Source organism: Paraburkholderia sp. RL17-380-BIE-A, from assembly GCF_046028085.1.
Classification (GTDB): Bacteria; Pseudomonadota; Gammaproteobacteria; order Burkholderiales; family Burkholderiaceae; genus Paraburkholderia.
This window is the reverse complement of sequence record NZ_JARESQ010000026.1, coordinates 41739-59124: the sequence shown is the minus strand read 5'-3', so window position 1 is coordinate 59124 and position 17386 is coordinate 41739. Positions and strand designations below refer to the sequence as shown.

Below are 17386 nucleotides of genomic sequence, written 5' to 3'. Positions count from 1 at the left end.
GAGAATAGGCATGCTCAGCCCGGCGCCGGTGCCGAATTCACCCGCTCCTGGTACTCGCGCGGCGTGCAACCGAGTTCACGGCGAAACACCGCATACATGTATTGCAGTGACGTGAAGCCGCAACGGATCGCCACTTCCGCGCTCGACGCATCGCGCTTCGCCAATAGCGCCTTCGCGACATCGAGTTTATGGCGCAGGATTTCCTGATGCACGGTGCACTGCCGCTCGCGCCTGAAGTACTCTTCGAGCGACGAACGCGACACGCCCACATAGTCGGCGACCTGTTCGGTGCGAATACCCTGGCACGCGTACTGGCGAATAAAGTGGCGAGCCCGCATCACGTAAGGACTCGCAAGCGGTTGGTGCCTGGTCGACTCGAGCACGTTGATGCCGACTGGCGGCACGAGAATGCGCCGCCCCGGAAAGCGCGCGCCATGCAGCATTTGATGCAACAGGTGAGCCGCGGTGCGGCCCATTTCCTCAGTGCCCTGAATCACCGAAGACAATGGAATTCGCGTCAACGTGCGTGTCAACGGATCGTTGTCGATGCCGATGATCGCGACTTCCTCCGGCACGGGAATTCCGGCAATCAAACACGCCTGGAGCAGATGCCGGGCACGAGCATCGGTCACGGCAATGATGCCGACCGGCTTCGGTAGATCCCGCAGCCATGCGGTGAGCTGCTCGGTCGCCTGATTCCATGACGGCGCGCTGGTCGACAGGCCGCGATACATCTCGCTGGCGATCTGCGCGGCGCTGCGGCCATCGGCACTGCGCAAATGGGCGAACGCGAGTTCGCGCTGTTGCGCCCAGCGGTTTTCCTGCGCTTGCGGCAGGCTGTACAACGCGAAGTGCTCGAGACCCGCGCCGATCAGATGCGTATAGGCGAGCGAGATGAGCTTGCTGTTGTCGGTGGCGATATAGGGTAAATCCGGGGGGTAGTGCGCTGGATCTTCGAACGACGAACCCACGGCAACCACGGGCAACGGACAATCGCGCAACGCTTCGCCCACTGCGGGATCGTCGAAATCCGCAATGATGCCGTCGCCGTCGAAGCGTTCAATGCCCGTTAGCCGGCAGCGAAAGTCTTCTTCGAGAAAGAGGTCCCACGCCACACGCGTGGACAGCAGGTAATTACCAATGCCGGTGATGATCTCGCGATCGTAGACCTTGTTCGCGTTGAACAGCAGTGCGATCCGATGCGTCGTCTGTGGTATTTGCGGACGGGTCATGGCGGTAAGCGGCGTTGGGTGCCCGTTTAGCGCGGCACCGGTTTTAAGCGTCTGGTTATTCTAGGCCTCGAATCACGCCCTGGTGCGAAACAAAATGGCGGGCGGTAAGAAACATCAAGCACGCTGCGCAATTTCGCAATTGCCGATGCATCTTGCAAGCGGCAGCATGGCGTCACCTTGTCGACCGGCGCGACGACGTCGCACGGGTTGCGGTGCAACATAACTGGAGACACAGATGTCTTACTTCGAACACATTCCCGAGATCCGCTACGAAGGCCCGCAATCGGATAATCCGCTTGCGTACCGCCACTACGATAAAAGTAAAAAGGTACTCGGCAAAACCCTCGAAGAACATCTGCGTATTGCCGTGTGCTACTGGCATACGTTCGTCTGGCCGGGCGTGGATATTTTCGGGCACGGAACGTTTCGACGCCCTTGGCAGCAAGCCGGCGATGCCATGGAGCGGGCACGGCAAAAGGCGGATTCCGCATTCGAGTTCTTCTCGAAGCTCGGCACGCCGTACTACACGTTTCACGACACCGACGTCGCACCCGAGGGGTCGAGCCTGAAGGAATACAGCGAAAACTTCCTGCATATTGCCGACTATCTGGCGCGCAAGCAGGAGGATAGCGGCATCAAGTTGCTGTGGGGCACCGCCAATCTGTTCTCGCATCCTCGTTACGCGGCGGGCGCGGCCACCAATCCGGATCCAGAGGTGTTCGCATTTGCGGCGACGCAGGTCCGCCATGCTCTCGATGCGACGCAAAGACTCGGCGGCGACAATTATGTCTTGTGGGGTGGCCGTGAAGGTTACGATACGTTGCTCAATACCGACCTGGTGCGCGAACGTGATCAGCTCGCCCGTTTTCTGCATATGGTCGTCGATCACGCGCACAAGATCGGCTTCAAAGGCTCGCTGCTGATTGAACCCAAGCCACAGGAGCCGACCAAGCATCAATATGATTACGATGTCGCGACCGTACACGGCTTCCTGCTGCAACACGGACTCGAGAAAGAGATTCGGGTAAACATCGAGGCCAATCATGCGACGCTCGCGGGTCATTCGTTTCATCACGAGATCGCGACGGCCTATGCGCTGGGTATTTTCGGCAGCGTCGACGCGAATCGCGGCGACCCGCAAAATGGCTGGGATACCGATCAGTTCCCAAATAGTGTGGAAGAGCTGACGCTCGCCTTCTACGAAATTCTCAAACATGGCGGCTTCACAACGGGCGGCATGAACTTCGACTCGAAAGTACGGCGGCAAAGTGTCGATCCGGAAGACCTGTTCTACGGCCACATTGGGGCAATCGACAACCTCGCGCTCGCTGTCGAACGCGCCGCGGTGCTGATCGAAAACGATCGTCTGGATCAATTCAAGCGTCAACGCTATGCGGGCTGGGAAGCGGAGTTCGGCCGCAAGATCCTGTCCGGCGACTATTCGCTCTCCACGCTGGCGACGGATGCGTTGGCGCGCGGTCTGAATCCGCAGCATGCCAGCGGCCATCAGGAGCTGATGGAAAACATCGTGAATCAGGCTATTTACAGCGGACGCTGATCCGGATCGCAGGAAGACGTGGCTGAGAAGTCGTAGCACCTCATAAAAATCGCGCGGCCACGTCGACCGCGCGAAACAGGAAGCTTTGGGTTGTCGCTTGTCCGGTCCTGCGGCTCGCAGCGCAGGCCGTCCAATCCGGTATTCCGGCTATCAGAAGAAGGAGAGAGACATGAAATTCGCAACGCGTCGTACCGTGTTGAGTTCGCTCGTGTGTGGAGCGGTGCTCGCCAGCCTGTCGCTTGTCGCGCCGCTCGCGCATGCAAGCAAGGATCATCCGGAAATCGGCTTCTGTATCGACGATCTGCGCGTGGAGCGCTGGTCGCGCGATCGTGACTATTTCGTTGCCGCGGCAGAAAGGCTTGGTGCGAAAGTGTCGGTGCAATCCGCCGACGCGAGCGAAGAGCGGCAGATCTCGCAGATCGAAAACCTGATTTCGCGCGGCGTCGACGTCATCGTGATCGTACCGTTCAATTCGAAGACGCTCGGCAATGTGGTTGCGGAAGCAAGGAAAGCCGGCATCAAGGTCGTCTCGTATGACCGCCTGATTCTCGATGCCGATGTGGACGCCTATATCTCGTTCGACAACGAGAAAGTCGGCGAATTGCAGGCGCAAGGTGTCTACAACGCGCAGCCAAAGGGCAACTACTTCCTGCTCGGCGGTGCGCCGACGGACAACAACGCCAAGATGCTGCGCGAAGGCCAGCTCAAAATCCTGAAGCCCGCCATGGACCGGGGCGACATTAAGGTAGTCGGTCAGCAGTGGGTGCCGGAATGGAGTGCTTCCACGGCGCTGCGCATTGTCGAAGATGCGCTGACGGCCAACAACAACAAGATCGATGCGATCGTCGCATCGAACGACGGCACCGCGGGCGGCGCGATTCAGGCGCTCGCCGCGCAGCACCTGGCGGGCAAGGTGCCGGTCTCCGGGCAGGACGCGGACCTCGCGGCGGTCAAGCGTGTGATTGCCGGCACGCAAACCATGACCGTCTACAAGCCGCTGAAGCTGATTGCCGGCGAAGCCGCCAAGCTCTCGGTGGCTCTCGCGAAGGGCCAGAAGCCCGCCTATAACGCGCAATACGACAACGGCAAGAAGAAAGTCGACACGGTGCTCCTGCAACCCACGTTGCTCACCAAGAGCAATGTCGACGTAGTCGTCAAGGACGGCTTCTATAGCCAGGCCCAGCTCGCGAGCCAATGAGCGTAACGTGTGCGCGGCGGACGGCGATGCGCGTGGTGCGTATCGGCGCCGCCGTGCGCCTTGCAGCGAGGCATAGCGAATGACGCAACCTCTCATGACGATGCGCGGCATCGTCAAGGCGTTTTCCGGCGTGAAGGCGCTCGACGGTATCGACCTCACGATCGCGCCGGGCGAGTGCGTGGGTCTGTGTGGCGAGAACGGCGCGGGCAAATCCACGCTGATGAAAGTGCTCTCCGGCGTGTATCCGTGGGGCACGTGGGACGGCGAGATCATCTGGGAAGGCGAGCCGTTGAAAGCCGCCAGCGTGCGTGACACCGAGCGCGCCGGCATCATCATCATTCACCAGGAGTTGATGCTGGTGCCGGAATTGTCGGTGGCGGAGAACATCTTCCTCGGCAATGAAATTACGCTGCCCGGTGGCCGCATGAATTACGCGGCGATGTACCAGCGCGCCGACGAACTGCTGCGCGAACTCGGTATCAGCGGAATCAATGCCGCACAGCCGGTGATGAACTATGGCGGGGGGCACCAGCAGTTGATCGAGATTGCCAAGGCGCTAAACAAGCGCGCCAAACTGCTGATTCTCGATGAACCGTCTTCTTCGCTGACCGCGTCCGAGATCCGTATTCTGCTCGACATCGTGCGCGATCTGAAGCGGCGCGGCGTGGCCTGTGTGTACATTTCGCACAAGCTCGACGAAGTGGCGGCCGTCTGCGACACGATCAGCGTGATTCGCGACGGCCGTCACGTCGCGACGGAGCCGATGCGCGCGCTTACGACCGACCGCATCATTTCGCTGATGGTGGGCCGCGAGATCAAGAACCTGTTTCCGCGCGAGCCGCATCCGATCGGCGAGGTGATCTTTGAAGCGCGTCATGTCACCTGTTTCGACGTGACCAATTCGCGTCGCAAGCGGGTCAACGACGTGTCGTTCGCGCTGCGGCGTGGCGAGATTCTTGGCGTGGCCGGCCTGGTCGGCGCGGGCCGCACGGAGTTGATGCAGGCGATCTTCGGTGCGTACCCGGGGGTGAGCGAAGCGACCGTGGTCATGGACGGCAAGCCGCTCAGGATTCGCGCGCCCGTTGACGCGATTCGCGCGGGCATCGCCATGGTGCCGGAAGATCGCAAACGTCACGGCATCGTGCCTGGGCTGAGCGTCGGCCACAACATCACGCTCGCGGTGTTGGCGCGCTTTGCCTCGGCTGGCCGGATCGATTCCGCGGCCGAACTCGATACGATTCACACGGAGATGAAGCGGCTTTCGGTGCGCGCCGCGCATCCCATGTTATCGATTGCGAGTCTGTCGGGCGGCAATCAACAGAAGGCCGTGCTGACACGCATGCTGCTGACCGACCCGAAAGTGCTGATTCTCGACGAACCCACGCGTGGCGTGGATGTCGGCGCGAAATACGAAATCTACAAACTGATTTTTCAACTGGCGCAGCGCGGCATGTCGATCGTGATGGTGTCCTCCGAATTGCCCGAAGTGCTCGGCATCAGCGATCGCGTGCTGGTGATCGGCGAAGGCGAGTTGCGCGGCGATTTCGTCAATGACGGCCTGACTCAGGAGGACATACTCAGCGCCGCGATCCGTCCCGTGCCACGATCCCCGAACCCAACCGTAGCGAGTGCCGCATGACGCCCGACGTTACTTCCCACCGCGCCGATGAAGCCGTGCCGCGAGGCGCATTCGGCGGTCCGCAGCGCCTTCAGCAACTGTTCGCGCGCTACAAGATTCTCGCGCTGCTGATCGCCGTGGCCGCGATCTGGATTTTCTTTTCGGTGCTCACGCATGGCGCATTCGTTACGCCGCGCAATCTGTCGAACCTCCTGCGGCAGATGTCGATTACCGGGATGCTCGCGTGCGGCATGGTGTTCGTGATCATTGCCGGCGAGATCGATCTGTCGGTCGGCTCGCTGCTCGGTTTGCTCGGTGGCGTGGCGGCCATACTCGACGTCAACCGACACTGGCCGCTCGGCGTCACGTTGCCGGTGGTCATGCTGCTAGGCGTACTGATCGGCATGTTCAACGGATGGTGGTCGACGTACCGGCGCGTGCCTTCGTTCATTGTCGGGCTCGGCGGCATGCTTGCCTATCGCGGCATTCTGCTTGGTGTGACAGGCGGGTCGACGATTGCACCGGTGTCGGATGGTTTCGTGTTCGTCGGCCAAGGCTATCTGCCGAGGCTCGCGGGCGATACGCTTGCGGTGGTGCTGTTTCTGTTGCTGGCGTTTCTGACGATACGCCAGCGGCGCAACCGCGAGCGCTATCAACTGCGGGTGGTGCCGTTCTGGCAGGACGTCGTGAAGGTGGTCGGCGCGGGTGTGATTCTCGCCGGCTTCGTCGCCACGCTTGACCGTTACGGTGGCATTCCCGTGCCGGTGCTGTTGCTGCTCGCGCTGCTGGGCATCTTTACGTGGATCGCCACGCAGACCGTGTTCGGGCGGCGCATCTACGCGGTCGGTTCGAACCTCGAAGCGACCCGGCTCTCAGGCGTCAACACTAACCGCGTGAAACTGGCGATCTTTGCGCTGATGGGGCTGATGTGCGCGTTCGGCGGCATCGTCAATACGGCACGGCTTGCAGCGGGGTCGCCTTCGGCCGGATCGATGGGCGAACTCGATGCGATTGCCGCGTGTTTTATCGGCGGAACGTCGATGCGCGGCGGGTCCGGCACGGTCTATGGCGCGCTGATCGGCGCGCTCGTCATGGCGAGCCTCGATAACGGCATGTCGATGCTGGACGTGGATGCGTATTGGCAGATGATCGTGAAGGGCAGCATTCTCGTGCTGGCCGTGTGGATCGATGTGGTGTCGGGGTCGAATAGGCGGTGAGATGAAAGGCGGGTGAGGTGCGGCGGCTACTTTGGTCCGGTGCTGCACCAATCCGTCAGAGCTTCCCGCATTTCTTCGATAACGGGGTTCCAATCTCCGAGTTCGCGCTGGCGGAATAGCCGCATTGATGGGTACCAGGGGCTATCTGTTCTGTCGGTTAGCCAGCGCAACTCCGAGTACGCGGGCAAAAGTACCCAGACTGGAAGGTTTGCCGCACCGGCGAGATGTGCAGCGGCAGTATCGACGGTAATGAGCAGGTCAAGCGTTTCAAGAATGGCGAGCGTGTCGGTGAAGTCTTCAATGATGGGTCCGAGCGTGTGTAAATCAAATTGGTCTGCCAGCGGTACGCCGTCGCATTCATGCTCCCCTTTCTGTACGGAAAACCAGGTCGTTCCCGGATGGGAAAGCAGGGGTTTCAGCGTTTCGATACCGATCGATCGGAACCGATCTAGAGCGGTGTGCGTACCGCCCGCCCACACTACACCGATTCTCGTGCGTTTCTTATGCGCCGCTAATGGTGAGATGACATCGAGCTTTTGCCGCCATTGGTCAATATGGAGTGGCGCGGCCGAAACGTATGGCATGGCAATAGGCAACATGGAGAGATCAAGGTTCATATGCGCTGGCATTCTCAGCATATGGCTCCAATAGTCGTAAGGGCCGGCGGGTGTTGTTGTAAAAACCGACCGTACGCTCCTCATGCTTGCCGCGATCTTGGCGACAGGTTGGCTGACCAGCACATCGACAATAGCACCCTGCCGGTGTAGCCATTCGGCAAACCGGCTGAACTGGATTTCGTCGCCCCGTCCTTGTTCGCCGACGAGTAGGAAACGACATCCGCAAACTGGTTCGCCATTCCACACCTGAAAATCTGGAAAGACCAAAGTGGCACGTGTTAGGGGCATGGCGTAAGCGGCATTGCGACGCGCCCATCCGCTCTTAAAATCGCCCTGACTCAGTTCGAGGCATGCAAGTTGGCACTGCATGACAGGATCATCAGGTGTGAGTCGGACCGCTTCCCTGCTGTAGGCCAGCGCTTCCGCAACTCTGCCGCGGACGCTCAGCGCATGTGCCGCGTAGTGGTGCAGCGTGACGCGTCGCGGATCGATCTCGAGTCCCTGGCGGGCGACACTCAGCATATCGGCGAAACGATCCGCTCTATATAACGCGAGACATAGCGCCTGCAATGTTTCGGGATTGTCCGCTTCCCGTGTTCTGATCTGTGCGATCGCGTGGCTTGCCTGTGCCGTACGCTTGGCTTTGGCTAGTGCTGCGATTAAATCGAACCCGTCTTGCAGGGAAGATGAGTCGAGCGCCCATGCGGCTAGCCAATAGTCGGCGGCATCATCAACCTCCCCGAGTTCGGCGCTTATGCGCGCGATGGCACGCGTCGCATGATGAAGGTCCGTCTCTATGGAAAGAGCCGCTTTGTATTGCGCTTTCGCTTCGGCGAGGCGGCCGCTGAGTCGCAGGCAATCCGCCAGATTGCGATGCAAGGTTGCGGTGCTTCCAGAGAGGTCAATCGCATGACGGTAGAACGCTTCCGAACGTGGGTAGTCGCCTTTCATCGCGGCGATCAGGCCGGCGTGTTCCCACAGATCGGCACGCGCTGGGTCGGCCTTTAGAGCGCGTTCCAGATACGCGTCTGCTTCTGGGATTTTTTCCAGGTGCACGCACACCAACCCCATACGGTGTAGTGCATGGACATTGTACGGGTTCGAGGCCAACGCCCGTTGGTATCCGCTTTCCGCGTCTTTCATGCGGAAGGCGGAGTAGTCGGCGTCTGCACGAGCAATCAGCGTGTGCACGTCCATTGAATCGGAGTGGTGGGTAATGGCCTTTTGCATTTTCAAAGATAGTGGGCTTTGCTTATGCGAAAAGTTGTGTTTCTGCGCTCCGTGACGGAAACGCAGGGGGCCTGCTCGCACGCTATGAACGTCACTGCATATAGGTAGCGAAAATCACATCATCATTGAGGTCGGTATCAGGGCTTAGCGTGACGTAATAAACGCCTGCTGCCGGGCGCGATATGATGCATTGGGCACCGCTGCCTGATGCAAATTTTCTAATGCAAGGTGCGTTTACCGTAGTGGGCGAGCCGGCCCTCAGATACATTGTTCCCGATTCAAGACTAGATCTATTTGAGAGGGCTACCCTGAGGATCGATGCACCAGCCGGGACGTCCAGCTTGAAGAACTTCATGACGTTCGATTTCGCGGCAATCATGAGATTGACGTCGAAACTCAGATCGGTTGACTCAGGGGCGGCGACCGTAAAGGGCCGAGTTACCCTGCTAACTGCGCCTGTGCTGTCAGTCGTCGTTAATGTGATGTTGTAAGTGCCCGGATATTCGTAGTTGTAGATCGGGTTGACTGATTGTGCGCTTAACACATCAACCGCATTGCCGGAGCCGAGAGTCCACGTCCACGACTTGATCGACGCAGAGCCTCTCGCGGTCGACAGGTCTGTACACGTCACCAACATTGCGGACATACTCTGGGAACATTTGAAATCCGCTGCGGCTGGAATCTCGCCAGCCTTTGCCGCCGCAACTGTTGCCGCCGCATCGAGGATACCCGATCCCATCGAATGATCCGGCTGTTTGGGGAATGGCTGGGCGTGCTGTGTGATTAGTGTGCGCATCTCGGCCGTACTTAGCGGCTTCGGTGCGACAGAACGTACGAGAGCAACTACACCGCTAACCATTGGCGCTGCCATGGACGTTCCGGTCATAGCGGCATAACTCTCGCTGCCAAGCGCCGAACTTCCATCGTTATAGGTCGATAAGATATCGGTTCCCGGCGCGGAAATATCAACCGTGGGCCCGTAGTTGGACAAGTACCCTCGCAAACCATCGCGTTGTGTGTTGCCGACAGCGATAACGCCGTGACAGTTGGCTGGTTGGGTGTTTGATGCGTCTTCGTTATCGTTCATTGCGGCTACTACGAGCGTACCGCCTAAACTGTTCACGGTGTCGATTGCATCCTGATACACCTGCGAACACTGGCCAGCCGATCCAAGGCTCGCGTTGATGACCTTTGCGGGATGGGGATTGACTGAAAAACCTGGAACAGATCCGCCCGCGGACCATACCATAGCTTCCACGACGCTCGACATTGTGCCGATGTTGCAGGCGCTGAGCGCGCGAACTGAAAGTACTTTCGCGGACGGCGCGACGCCTGCGACGCCGAGGCCATTGTTTGCCACCGCGCTCAATATGCCGGCAACGTGAGTGCCGTGCCAGGTCACCTGGCAATTCGGATTCTCGACAGTACGACCAGGGTTTGTGCCGTCGCTTGGTCCGGGCAGAAACGTAAAGTCCAACCCACCGGGAGATATGTTTGCATTCAGATCGCTATGGCTCGTTACCCCATTGTCGACGAGCGCGATGGTCACGCCCGCGCCCGTGCCTGTATTCCATGCGTTCGCCACGCGGATACCCGCATAGGGCTGCCCAGGGTCGAGATTTGAAAGAAGGCCCCATTGATCGTTAAAGTATGGGTCGTTAGGTACAGCACCACCTGAGACCACAATGTCCGGCTCAACGTATTGCACGTTCGGGTCGGCTGCGATGGCGCGCATGAATGCTTTCGCCTGCGCGCTAGAGAGTTTTCGCTCGGTCGTCACCACGTCTGCGCCGATACCCATCCGACGCAGATGATGTGCTCTCGCAGGGAGCGTGCTGGCAAGCTTGTCAAGTTTCGTTTGCACGGCAGAGGAAGAGCCGCGTTCAGCAGTACCGGGTCTGTACTTGATGATGAAACGGTCGGTTTGCGACTCTGACGTCATGCCAGTTGTGTTCATCTTCAACGACATGGTGAGCGGAACTGAACTGGAACTCGCAGCGCTCGCTGCGGCCGCCACCTCTGCCGTCTCCGGAGCGCTGGGTGCCGAACGCGATGCGGTGTCGCTCGCGCCGTTCCCGCTACACGCGGCCAAGGCCAGCGCTAGAGTGAGGTTTGCAACGCTGGTAATGATGCGGCGCGTTGGTAATCTCGATCGGATCGCATCCGCCCGGTTGACTGTGTGTTGAAAGTCGATCCTGCCGCTTTTCGTTCTCTCTTTTTTCAACGTTTGGATCTCGCAGATTTTTCGTTGATCGTTCGTTCTTGCGATCGGAAAGCCGCACAGAGACCGGTGCCCGTTCGTAATGGAAGGGTAATCGCTTGGAAAAGTGTGAGGCAGCGGAAAGCGCTGTTTTATGTGAAGGAGAATTCCCGTGCGATGTCAGGAATAACTACGCATCGATTGCGATTTGCGCTAAGCGGTGAGTGAAACGTCCTAACGCGGTTTGGCGCGACCTCCGCCGAGTCGTTTTCGCAGGCACAGCCACGATGGCATGCTCGCACGAGCGCCGGCCTTCTGCCCGCAACGAGCCGCCCTTACCAAGCCGTTCCCGCCTCATTTAATGAAACACCCCACGGCTTACCCCCCACACCGCCATCCTCCCCATCCCCCGCCCCAAGCCCTCCTGACTTAAATGCATGCATTTAAGTCCCACATCCACTCCCCCGTCTTATTACTATTCGGAGGACCAACGCCAGGCGCGGACCCGCGCTTCACAGCTTCCCAGCCATCGTGCGAGCTGATCGAGCCATGCCATGTTAAAGCGCAGAACCTTCCTGCTCGGCGGCGCCGGCGCTGTCGGCGCGCTGCTGGTCGGCTGGTCGGTGCTGCCGCCGGGGCAGCGTTTGACTACGTCCATGCCGCTGCCGGCGCAAGGCACGCAGGTCGCGCTCAACGGCTGGGTCAAGATCGCCGCGGACAACAGCGTGACGATCATGATGTGCAAGGCGGAAATGGGACAGGGCATTCACACTGGCCTCGCCATGTTGCTTGCCGAAGAACTGGACGCCGACTGGTCGCAGGTGCGGGTCGAAAACTCGCCTATCGACAAGATCTACAACAGTGTGCAGAACATCATCGACGACCTGCCGTTTCGCCCCGACGACGATAGCGCCATTAAACGCACCATCGTCTGGATGACCCGCAAGGTGGTGCGCGAAGCCGGCACGATGATGACGGGTGGTTCGTCCAGCATCAACGACCTTTGGACGCCGATGCGCGAGGCCGGCGCCTCGGCCCGCGCTATGCTGATCGGCGCCGCGGCCGCGCAATGGAAAGTGCCTGCCGGCGAATGTCGCGTCGAAAGCGGTCAGGTGCTGCACCCCTCGGGGCATAAGGCGAGCTTCGGCGAATTGTCGTCGATGGCGGCGCAGCAACCGTTGCCGCGCCAGGTGGCGCTCAAAAATCCCGCCGACTTCAAGCTGATCGGCAAACCGTTACGCCGTATCGAAGCGGCATCGAAGATCAACGGCACGGCGCGCTTCGGTATCGACGCGCTTCCCGACGGCCTGCTCTACGCGAGCGTCGTCATGTGCCCGACGTTGGGCGGCACGGTCGCGAAGTTTGATGCAACGCCGGCGGCCAGCATGCCGGGCTTCATCAAGGCGTTTGCCGTCGCGCCCTACAACGGTGGAACCGGCGGCGTCGCGGTGATCGCGGACAACCCGTTTCGGGCGATGAACGCGGTCACCGCCATCAACGTGGATTGGCACGACGGCCCGGCGGCAAAGCTGTCGAACGCGGAGGTGGACCGTCGCCTCGCACAAGCACTGGACGACGGCGACGGCCACGCCTACTACCATCTGGGCGACGTGGACGCCGCGTTGAGTCGCGCGGCTCGCACCATCAGCGCCGAGTATCGCGCGCCGTATCTGGCGCACGGCGCGGTCGAGCCGCCCAACTGCACCGTGCAGGTCACGGACGGCTCGGCCACGGTCTGGGTCTCGACGCAAATGCCCGCGCTCGCCCGGCATCACGTCGCAAAAGTGCTGGACATCGATACCGACAAGGTCGACGTGCAAACGCTTCTATTGGGCGGCGCATTCGGGCGGCGTCTGGAACTCGATTTCATCGCCCAGGCTGCGGCGATTGCGCGCCAAGGCGGCGGCCGTCCGGTGCAAACCCTCTGGTCGCGCGCGGAGGACTTCACTCACGATTTCTATCGTCCGGCATGCGTGTCACGGCTCAAAGCCGGTATCGACAACAACGGCAAACTGCTGGCGTGGCAAGCCACGTCGGCAAGTCAGGCGATCGTGCCGGAGTCCCTCGCGCGCTATTACGGCGTGCCGCGCATTCCGATCGACAAGACGACCTGCGAAGGCGCCTTCGATCAGCCCTACGAATGGCCCGCAGCGCGCGTGGCGCACAAGATTGTCGACCTGCCGGTGCCGGTCGGGTTCTGGCGCTCGGTGGGCCATTCACATCAGGCGTTCTTCACCGAGGGCTTCACCGACGAACTTGCCGCGGCCACCGGCCAGGACCCGATTGCGTTTCGCGCGGCGCTGCTCGCGCAGCATCCGCGGCATCTGGCGGTGTTAAAGCGTGCGGCGGTTTTATCGGACTGGGGACACCCGTTGACGCATGCCGCCGACGGCGCGCGCCGCGCGCGCGGCGTGGCGTTGCACGAGGCGTTCGGCAGTGTGGTCGCGCAGGTCGTGGAAGTGTCGATCGGGCCGGATAAGCGGATTCGCGTGCATCGGGTGGTCTGCGTAATCGATTGCGGTATGCCGGTGAATCCGAATCTGATTCGTCAGCAGATGGAGAGCGCGATTGTGTTTGGTCTCTCCACCGCGTTGCAGGATGAAATCACGCTCATCAACGGTCAGGTGCAGCAGAAGAACTTCAGGGATTTCCCGGTCGTGCGAATCAACGATTGCCCGGCAATCGACACGGACATCATGCCGAGCCAGATGCATCCGCAAGGCGTGGGTGAACCGGGCGTGCCACCGGTCGCACCGGCGGTGGCGAATGCCGTGTTTGCATTGACGGGCCAGCGCTTGCGCTCACTGCCGTTGAGGCTTGCGTGAAGCACGGCGAATTCGAAAACTCAGGAACCCAGGGAGATTGGCGATGGGATCGTTGAACATCAACGGGCGGGCGGTGGCGGTGCAGGCCGACCCCGACATGCCGCTTCTGTGGGTGCTGCGTTGTGAACTCGGCATGACGGGCACCAAGTTCGGCTGTGGCGTGGGGATTTGCGGCGCGTGCATGGTCCATGTGGACGGCGAAGCAAGCTTCGCGTGCCAGACGCTCATGTCGAGCCTCCACACGCAGAAGATTACGACCATCGAAGGTTTGCAGGGTCCCGAAGCACAGGCGCTGAAAGCCGCGTGGATCGATCTCGACGTGGTGCAGTGCGGCTATTGTCAAAGCGCGCAACTCATGGCGGCCTGCGCGCTGCTCAAGCACAACCCCAAGCCGACCGACGCCGACATCGACGCGGCCATGTGGCACATCGTGTGCCGTTGCGGCACGTATCCGCGGGTTCGGGCGGCGATTCACCAGGCGGCGGCAAAGCGTCGGCCCGCCTAGCGCCGCCGACGCTTCTCGCCCCAACGCGAGAAGCCGCGAGCGTTCAACCTGCCAGCATTTCGACCACGGCGACGACGGCCGTGAAAACGCCGATGCAGCCGCCCAGCGCGACCGCGCTCTTCATGAATTGCGACATACGTGTCCCCGTAATGAGTGGTTGATGGGACGTATTTAACCCGAAATGAAAGGTAAAAGAAAGATAATCAAAAATAAATCGTAAGCTTTGCGGGGAGGGACAGAGCGTGCGGGTGGCGCTGCTCTGTCGCGGCGGCGGGCCCGCAAAGCTGAGGCAAGCGAGCCGCAACGAGAGGCTCGCTTTAGACGTGCAAAATCAGAAGTCGCATCAAGGCGCTTTTGCCGCAGCCGCCGTTGGTGCCGGAGCCGGCGCAGCTTTGACCGATGCCGCAACGGCGGGCGTCGAGCTGCCGGACGCGCTCTGCGGATCGATCTCCCACCCACCGCCCAGCGCGAGGAACAGGTTGACCTGATCGATCGCCACCTGGCCTTCCGCGGCGGCTGCCTGAGATTTCGTCGAGGTCAGCGTGCGCGTTGCATCCAGGTCCGAAATGAACGACTCACGCCCGGCCAGATAGAGCCGATGCGTTTCATCCGCCGACTCGGCCGCCGACTTCACGGCGGCGCGCAAAGCGTCGGCGCGGGCGTAGTCCGACGCATACGTTGCGAGACTGGTTTCGGTCTCGCGCAGCGCGGTCAGCACCACGCCGTCGAACTTCGCCAACGCCACCTGGCTCGACGCCTGCGCTTCACGCACGCGGCCACGCGCGCCGTTCGCCGGGAAGGTCCAGCTGATCAGCGGGCCGAAGCCCCAGCGCGCCGTGGACGAGGTGCCCAAATCTTCGAGAATCCCGGTCAAACCCGCCGAGGCACCGATGCTCACCGTCGGATATAGCGCCCCGGTGGCGACGCCGATACGCGCGGTGGACGCCGCCAGTTGACGCTCGGCCTCGCGCACATCCGGGCGGCGCTTGAGCAGCGCGGCGCCGTCGCCGATCGGAATCGGCTGGCGGATTTGCGGCAGCCTGTCGCAAGCGAGTACGGCCGGCGGCAAGTCGGATGGCGCGCGGGCGAGCAGCGCCGCGAGGCGGTACTGCGCGATCTTGCGGCGTGCCGTATAGCGCGGAATATCCGCCGACAAGGTATCGACCTGGGTCTGCCCGCGCGTCACGTCGGGCTGATTGCCACGGCCCGCGTCGCGCAGGCGGCGCGAGACGTCCACGCGCTGTTTCTGCAGGGTCAGCGATTGTTGTGCAATCCTGAGTTCTTCCGCAGCGGAACATTGTTCGACGTAAGAGCGCACCACGTCCGCCACCACGGTGATCCGTGCGAGATCGGCGGCGGCCTGCACGGACTCGCTGTCGGCTTGCGCCGCTTCCACGCCGCGTCGCAGCTTGCCGAACAGATCGATTTCATACGAGACGTTGATGCCGATGTCGCCTTCATTGACGACCGGCAGCTTCTCGGTGAGCAGGTATTGTTCGGCGGATTCCTGGGCCCGTTCGATCACGGCCGAGGCCTTGCCGGAGAATCCGCCCTGCGCTTGCGCCACGCCCAGCGCTTCACGCGAGCGCGCAAGATTCGCCGCCGCGACGCGCAAGTCGGTGTTCGATTGCAGCGCCTGATCGACGAGTCCGTTCAGCACCGGATCGTCGTAGAGCTTCCACCACACGGGCGGCACGTTGCGGCGCGTCGTCAGCGCCGTGTCGGCGCCTTCGATCGGCGCGTTGGCCAGCGGCGCGTTGACAAGCGCCTGTTGCGGCAACGCATAGTTGGGGCCGACGTTCATGCAGCCGTCGAGCGCGACGGCCAACGGCAACAGAGGCAATAAGGGCAGGGCGCGCGACAGCTTCATTGCGACGCGCCCGAGGTGACCGCGGCCGACGCCGGTCTGGCAGCGGAAGCAGCCGGAACAGCGGAGGTAGCCGAAGACGAAGCGGAAGACGATACCGAAGCAGAAGATACCGCCGCGGAGTTAGAAGCCGAAGCCGTACCCTCCGACGCGGCCACCGCGCCCGATGCGCCCGCATCCGGATGCTTCCTGCCTGCCGGCTCGAGATCGCGCACCGACACCGTCGCGGTGCGTCCCGCGATCATGCGGAAATCGGCGGGCACTTCGTCGAGTGCGACGCGCACCGGAATCCGTTGCGCGAGCCGTACCCAACTGAACGCCGGGTTCACGTTCGGCAGCAGATTCGAGCCTTGCGTGCGGTCACGATCCTCGATACCCGCGACGATACTTTGCACGTGTCCGCGCAGCGCGTTCGGCTCGCCCATCACCTTGATATCGACCGGCTGGCCGATGTCGATGCCACGCAGCTTGGTCTCCTCGAAGTAACCATCGACGCGGAACGAATGCATATCGACCACCGCGACCACCGCCCGCCCCGCCGCGACGAATTCGCCGGCGCGTGGCGCGCGGTCGTTCAGATAACCGTCGACCGGGCTCACGATCGTGGCGCGTTGCAGATTCAGCCGCGCGGTGTCGATGGCGACGTTTGCATCGGCGAGCGCGGCTTCGCCCTGTTCGACGCGCGAGCGGCTTTCTTCCGACACTTCCGCCGCGACGAGGTTGCCGAGCTTGCGGTTGCGCGCATCTTCGCGGCGCGCCTGATCGAGCGTGGCGTGGCGTTGCTGCGCGGTGGCCTGCGCCTGGCGCAGCGCGAGCGTATAACGCGCCTGATCGATCACGAACAGCACCTGGCCTTGCTTGACCTGCTGGTTGTCCACCACTTCGACCGACGAAATCAGCCCCGAGATATCCGGCGCGACCTGGATCACGTCGGCGCGTACGTGTCCGTCGCGCGTCCACGGGGCGAACATGTAGTAGTCGACCAGTTTCCACAGCACGAGGGCCGCGGCCGCGACGACGATCAGGGTCAGCAGAATCTGACCGACGGAGAACCAGGTTTTTTTCACGTAATTAGTCTGTGCGAAACGACAACGACAAGGCCCAGCACCAGCACATAGATGCCGAGATCGAAGATGGAGCGATGCCAGACGAAGCGGTAAAAGCCGACGCGCGCGAGCACCGTGCGAATGGCCAGATTGATCAGATACGCGATCAACATCAGCACGAGCACGGCCGGCACGAACACGCCGAAAATATCGATTTCACCGATCATCGCGGAAAGTGGAAAGGGTTGGAAACGGCCTGAAACCGGAAATGGA

At 61.3% G+C, this 17386-nt stretch carries 13 protein-coding genes; 7 read left to right on the top strand and 6 right to left on the bottom strand.

The genetic code is table 11. The features are described from left to right. Window positions 1-14: 14 nt before the first annotated feature. Window positions 15-1232 (bottom strand): XylR family transcriptional regulator, encoded by a 1218-nt coding sequence (locus P0D68_RS32320; protein ID WP_408303061.1) that lies wholly within the window; start codon window positions 1230-1232, stop codon window positions 15-17. A gap of 235 nt (window positions 1233-1467) precedes the next feature. On the opposite strand from P0D68_RS32320, the gene xylA reads away from it, so the two are divergent. From xylA to P0D68_RS32300, 4 genes are all read left to right on the top strand, one after another. Beyond that, complete coding sequence (gene xylA, locus P0D68_RS32315; protein WP_091804346.1) at window positions 1468-2790, top strand: xylose isomerase; 1323 nt, start codon at window positions 1468-1470, stop codon at window positions 2788-2790. A gap of 169 nt (window positions 2791-2959) precedes the next feature. Beyond that, window positions 2960-3988 (top strand): D-xylose ABC transporter substrate-binding protein, encoded by a 1029-nt coding sequence (gene xylF / locus P0D68_RS32310; RefSeq protein WP_408303059.1) that lies wholly within the window; start codon window positions 2960-2962, stop codon window positions 3986-3988. Between the two features lie 79 nt (window positions 3989-4067). After that, a complete protein-coding gene (xylG, locus tag P0D68_RS32305) occupies window positions 4068-5627 on the top strand; it encodes a D-xylose ABC transporter ATP-binding protein (RefSeq protein ID WP_091804340.1) in 1560 nt (519 codons plus the stop codon). Next, a complete protein-coding gene (locus P0D68_RS32300) occupies window positions 5624-6823 on the top strand; it encodes a sugar ABC transporter permease (protein ID WP_091804337.1) in 1200 nt (399 codons plus the stop codon). Before xylG ends, P0D68_RS32300 begins: the two co-directional genes overlap by 4 nt. Before the next feature lie 26 nt (window positions 6824-6849). Here P0D68_RS32300 and P0D68_RS32295 read toward each other — a convergent pair whose 3' ends face one another. After that, window positions 6850-8670, bottom strand: coding sequence for a hypothetical protein (locus P0D68_RS32295; protein WP_408303056.1), 1821 nt, complete (start codon window positions 8668-8670; stop codon window positions 6850-6852). A 91-nt stretch (window positions 8671-8761) separates the two neighbouring features. Beyond that, window positions 8762-10612, bottom strand: a complete 1851-nt coding sequence (locus tag P0D68_RS32290) for a S8 family serine peptidase (RefSeq protein ID WP_408303054.1) — start codon at window positions 10610-10612, stop codon at window positions 8762-8764. Between P0D68_RS32290 and P0D68_RS32285 the strand changes: the two genes are divergently transcribed. The 3 genes from P0D68_RS32285 (at window position 10611) to P0D68_RS32275 (ending at window position 14200) form a co-directional block, all read left to right on the top strand. Then, window positions 10611-10856 carry a hypothetical protein gene (locus P0D68_RS32285; RefSeq protein WP_408303053.1) on the top strand — a complete coding sequence of 82 codons (246 nt, stop codon included), beginning with the start codon at window positions 10611-10613 and terminating at the stop codon, window positions 10854-10856. The genes P0D68_RS32290 and P0D68_RS32285 overlap by 2 nt on opposite strands. A gap of 568 nt (window positions 10857-11424) precedes the next feature. After that, entirely contained in the window at window positions 11425-13695 is a 2271-nt protein-coding gene (locus tag P0D68_RS32280; RefSeq protein WP_408303050.1) for a xanthine dehydrogenase family protein molybdopterin-binding subunit, read from the top strand. A gap of 43 nt (window positions 13696-13738) precedes the next feature. Further along, window positions 13739-14200, top strand: a complete 462-nt coding sequence (locus P0D68_RS32275) for a (2Fe-2S)-binding protein (RefSeq protein ID WP_091804331.1) — start codon at window positions 13739-13741, stop codon at window positions 14198-14200. 343 nt (window positions 14201-14543) lie between these two features. Here the strand turns inward: P0D68_RS32275 and P0D68_RS32270 are convergent, their stop codons facing one another. From P0D68_RS32270 to P0D68_RS32260, 3 genes are read right to left on the bottom strand one after another with little or no spacing between them, the layout of a single operon-like run. Then, window positions 14544-16070 carry an efflux transporter outer membrane subunit gene (locus P0D68_RS32270; protein ID WP_408303048.1) on the bottom strand — a complete coding sequence of 509 codons (1527 nt, stop codon included), beginning with the start codon at window positions 16068-16070 and terminating at the stop codon, window positions 14544-14546. After that, window positions 16067-17134: an efflux RND transporter periplasmic adaptor subunit gene (locus P0D68_RS32265; protein ID WP_408303046.1), complete on the bottom strand. Its 1068-nt coding sequence runs from the start codon at window positions 17132-17134 to the stop codon at window positions 16067-16069. Before P0D68_RS32265 ends, P0D68_RS32270 begins: the two co-directional genes overlap by 4 nt. After that, entirely contained in the window at window positions 17131-17340 is a 210-nt protein-coding gene (locus P0D68_RS32260; protein WP_007176114.1) for a DUF1656 domain-containing protein, read from the bottom strand. The genes P0D68_RS32265 and P0D68_RS32260 overlap by 4 nt, the downstream gene beginning before the upstream one ends. Window positions 17341-17386: the final 46 nt, after the last annotated feature.